Below are 3,480 nucleotides of genomic sequence, written 5' to 3'. Positions count from 1 at the left end.
GTATCCATCCGAGGTGGGCCGCAGGACTTGAAGTCTCGCGCGTGATATCATGACAGAATGGAGATCGATGAGGACAAAATCGATGACGCGGTCCTGGCCCTGTTATGGCTGACGCTCCACAACGAACGTTGCGCCTGGAAGGGATTTGACTGGGCGACGACGGACCGGTTGCATGAGAAGGGACTGATCTGTGATCCGGTGAACAAGTCGAAGTCGCTGGTCCTGACGGACGAAGGTCTACGGCGTTCGGAAGAACTGTTCCGCCGGTTGTTTACACGGTAAAATCCAGTTTCGGCCTTCACCCACAGCCCGGCGTTCAGGTTTTGCGTCGCGCTTTTCGGGCCCATTTTGCAGCCAGGTCATCGACGGCTTTGTTGAGCTGCGAGAAGTTGGCGGCGGCGGGATGATAATCGCTGCTGCCCCACCATTCGAGGATTTCGGCATGTCGCTCGTGCGCCGGGTCCGCAAGCGCCTCGCGGAACTCTTGATAACCCCATGGACCACCCACGTCTTCGGGTGGGCAGTGTCCCGTTGCTTCGAGGAGCATCGGTCCTTCCGTGCCGACTGCCGGAAAGGTGCGCTCGATCTTGATGCTGTGTTCCCAACCGTCACCAAAGTCATAGAGGTACTTGAACGATTTCGCGCCGGTGTCCTGGACTGCCGACAGCAGCGAGACCCTGCGGGCATCGATCGGACCATCCCCCCATTCCTCGTCAGGCAACCCAAAGCCGACGTCACGCATGCGGAATTCGTAAAGGTGGCTGTTGGTCCAGCCCATCGCCGCTTGCAATACCTCGTGCAGCCGACTGAGCCTGATAGTGAACGGCACGACAACGCGCCGCATCACTATCGGCTCGACACGATCGAGGGTGACCTTCAGGCGGACGACGCAAGCCACCATCGTCAGGCCGCCAGCATGATGGTTGCCGCCGATGCACGTTTCCACTCCCAGGGCAGCAGTTCATGCAGGCGCGTGACAGGATGGTCGGCGATGCGAGCCAGGACATCGGCAAGCCACGCCTTTGGGTCGATATCGTTGAGGCGGCAGGTGGTGATGACGGTCAGCATGACAGCGGCACGATCGGCCCCACGCTGCGAACCGGCGAAGGTCCAGTTCCGTCTTCCCAATGCGACACTTCTCAGCGCCCGCTCGGCTGCGTTATTCGTGAGACAAACTCTCCCGTCTTCTAGGAAGAGGGCAAAGCCCTCCCAGCGCTTCAGCATGTAATCGATCGGCTCGATGACCTCAGACGATCTACTGAGCGTGGCGCGTTCTTTCGTCAACCACTCGTGCATGTCATCGAACAGCGGCTTGCTCTTCTCCTGTCGCACAGCCAGGCGTTCTTCGGCGCTCAATCCGTTGATCTGGCGCTCGATCTCGAACAATTCGTCGTAGCGCTTGACGGCTTCCAATGCGATCGGCGAGATCGGCTTGCCCTTGCGTTTGCGATCTCGCGCACTTTTCTGGATATCGGCCAGCTCAAAGAATTTGCGCCGCGCATGCGCATGGCAAAAGGCGAAGGTGATCGGCACCTCTTTCGTTGCGGCAACAGCGATCGGCTCGAAGCCATTGTAGCAATCGCTCTGTAGAATGCCGCCGTATCTGGCCAGGTGCTTCTGCGGATGTTCGCCGCGCCGGTCGCTCGACGCATAATAGATTGCGGCTGGCGGCGCCGTTCCCCCGAATGGCCGGTCATCGCACACGTAAGTCCATATGCGTCCGGTCGTGCATTTGTCCCTGGCCTGAATGGGAATGGTGGTGTCATCACCGTGAAGACGCTCGGCCGCAAAGACATGCGCCTCGATCAGATCGAAGACGGGCATAACAGCGGCTGTTGCGTACCCGACCTGGTCGGCCAGCGTCGAGGTCGAAAGATCGATCCCCTCGCATTTAAACCGGGCACTTTGCCGGTTGAGCGGGCTGTGCATGCCGAACTTGTCGAACAGGATCGTCGCCAAAAGATGAGGACCTATGAAGCCGCGCGGCGTGGCATGGAAGGGTGCCGGCGGCTGGCTGATGCCTTCACAGTCACGACACGTGAACTTTTCCCGAACCGTCTCGATCACCTTGAACCGACGCGGAATCTCCTCGAGCGTCTCGGTGACGTCCTCGCCCAGCTTCGACAGGCGCGAACCGCCACAGCAGGCGCAAGTCGTCGGCGGCTCGATGACAACACGTTCGCGCTCGATATCGACCGGCCATGGCTTGCGCACCGGCCGTTTGCGCGTGAACGAACGTACGCTCGAGGTTCTGGCGCTTGCTGCTTTCGCCGCGACCTCATCCTCCGTCGCCGCCGTCACGAGTTCCTCGAGCTGCAGTTCCAACTGGTCGAGCAGGCGCGCCGTGCGCTCAGAGCGCTGGCCTCGCAACTCGCGCCTGAGCTTCTCGATCTTCAATTCCAGAGCAACGATCAGTGCCTCGTTGTCAGAGAGCATCGCCTGCGCATTGGCCGCTTCCGCAACTGCGATAGCGTGTTTAGCCTGCAAGGCTTCATGCTCGCCAAGCAGCGCCAGGTAAGCGCCAACAACATCCGCAGGAAGATCGAAAGGCTTCGAGATCATGACGCCATTCGATCAGATTTACCCTGTATTTTCAATTGAATAATGCTAGCCAACCTTCGTCGGACGCCAGGTTTCCTGCGGATGGCGCCAATCAATTCCGGACAGAAGATAACTGAGCTGCGCAGGCGATATCGCGATCGCGCCGCCTTCCGCAGACGGCCAGACGAACCGGCCGCGCTCCAACTTTTTTGTAAAAAGGCAGCTCCCCTGACCGTCACTCCAGATCACTTTTATCAGTGATCCACTGCGACCGCGAAACACAAAAAGATTGCCGTCCAGAGGGTTCTGTTTCAGCACCTCCTGCACCCGCAACGCAAGGGATGGAAACCCACACCGCATGTCGGTATGGCCCGTTGCAATCCACACCCGCACATTTTGACCGGAAGGAAGCGTGATCACCGCAACGTCTCCAGCCCTCGCATGATCCGCAGCAGCGCCTCAACGTCGACGCTGCCGTCCACGACCACACGACGGCCGTTCGCCGCGACAATCTCCATGCGGCCGGAAGAAGGCGCCACCAGATGCTCCATCGCAGCAGGTGGAGTGAACTGCTTCACCGGCATAAAAGTTTCCGGCACGACGAGCGCCGGCACAAAACCATCGGTTTGTTTCTGACCGTGCAAACCCTGGCGAACCGACTTGCGCCAACGGTTCAACAAGGAGCGGCTGATGCCGTACTGACGCGCCGTGGCCGACGCCCGGCCTCTCCCCGCAAAGCTTTCTGCGACAATCCGCAGCTTCTCATCCTCACTAAAGCGACGCCGCCGACCGGTGTTGATCACCTCGATACGGCTCACCCGAGACCCGCTGTCTCCTCCCAAAATCTCCATCCGTCCAACTGTCCTTATGCATGGGAATAAGGACAGGGTCTGAACTGTTTTACTCAATATTCACAGGCGGTCTCGCTCGGACGGATAC

Annotated in this window: 5 protein-coding genes; 1 reads left to right on the top strand and 4 read right to left on the bottom strand. The window is 59.5% G+C overall.

Features of this window, described 5'->3' with window-relative positions; translation table 11 throughout:
• Nucleotides 1–57 precede the first annotated feature (57 nt).
• Nucleotides 58–282, top strand: a complete 225-nt coding sequence (locus C5L12_RS27490; protein ID WP_105375144.1) for a DUF6429 family protein — start codon at nucleotides 58–60, stop codon at nucleotides 280–282.
• Nucleotides 283–316: 34 nt separating this feature from the next.
• Here the strand turns inward: C5L12_RS27490 and C5L12_RS27485 are convergent, their stop codons facing one another.
• The 4 genes from C5L12_RS27485 to tnpA are packed head-to-tail and all read right to left on the bottom strand — an operon-like array spanning nucleotide 317 to nucleotide 3,392.
• Nucleotides 317–901 (bottom strand): plasmid pRiA4b ORF-3 family protein, encoded by a 585-nt coding sequence (locus tag C5L12_RS27485; RefSeq protein WP_105375143.1) that lies wholly within the window; start codon nucleotides 899–901, stop codon nucleotides 317–319.
• 2 nt (nucleotides 902–903) lie between these two features.
• Nucleotides 904–2,562 (bottom strand): IS66 family transposase, encoded by a 1,659-nt coding sequence (gene tnpC, locus C5L12_RS27480; protein ID WP_105375142.1) that lies wholly within the window; start codon nucleotides 2,560–2,562, stop codon nucleotides 904–906.
• A gap of 45 nt (nucleotides 2,563–2,607) precedes the next feature.
• The gene (gene tnpB / locus C5L12_RS27475) at nucleotides 2,608–2,961 is read right to left on the bottom strand and encodes an IS66 family insertion sequence element accessory protein TnpB (RefSeq protein WP_205839397.1); all 354 of its coding nucleotides are present in this window, start codon (nucleotides 2,959–2,961) and stop codon (nucleotides 2,608–2,610) included.
• On the bottom strand, nucleotides 2,958–3,392 hold the full coding sequence (gene tnpA / locus C5L12_RS27470; RefSeq protein ID WP_105375141.1) for an IS66-like element accessory protein TnpA: 435 nt from the start codon (nucleotides 3,390–3,392) through the stop codon (nucleotides 2,958–2,960). The genes tnpB and tnpA overlap by 4 nt, the downstream gene beginning before the upstream one ends.
• Nucleotides 3,393–3,480 lie beyond the last annotated feature (88 nt).

The sequence above is a fragment of the Neorhizobium huautlense genome, from assembly GCF_002968575.1.
GTDB classification, from domain to species: Bacteria; Pseudomonadota; Alphaproteobacteria; order Rhizobiales; family Rhizobiaceae; genus Neorhizobium; species Neorhizobium huautlense.
The sequence above is the reverse complement of the archived record's forward strand: the minus strand, read 5'-3'. Positions and strand labels throughout refer to the sequence as shown.

What these genes read in the sequence shown, in the direction of transcription:
- C5L12_RS27490 (WP_105375144.1), top strand. Translation starts at nt 58, where the DNA reads ATGGAGATCGATGAGGACAAAATCGATGACGCGGTCCTGGCCCTGTTA.
- tnpA (WP_105375141.1), bottom strand. Translation starts at nt 3,392, where the DNA reads ATGGAGATTTTGGGAGGAGACAGCGGGTCTCGGGTGAGCCGTATCGAG.
- tnpC (WP_105375142.1), bottom strand. Translation starts at nt 2,562, where the DNA reads ATGATCTCGAAGCCTTTCGATCTTCCTGCGGATGTTGTTGGCGCTTAC.
- C5L12_RS27485 (WP_105375143.1), bottom strand. Translation starts at nt 901, where the DNA reads ATGGTGGCTTGCGTCGTCCGCCTGAAGGTCACCCTCGATCGTGTCGAG.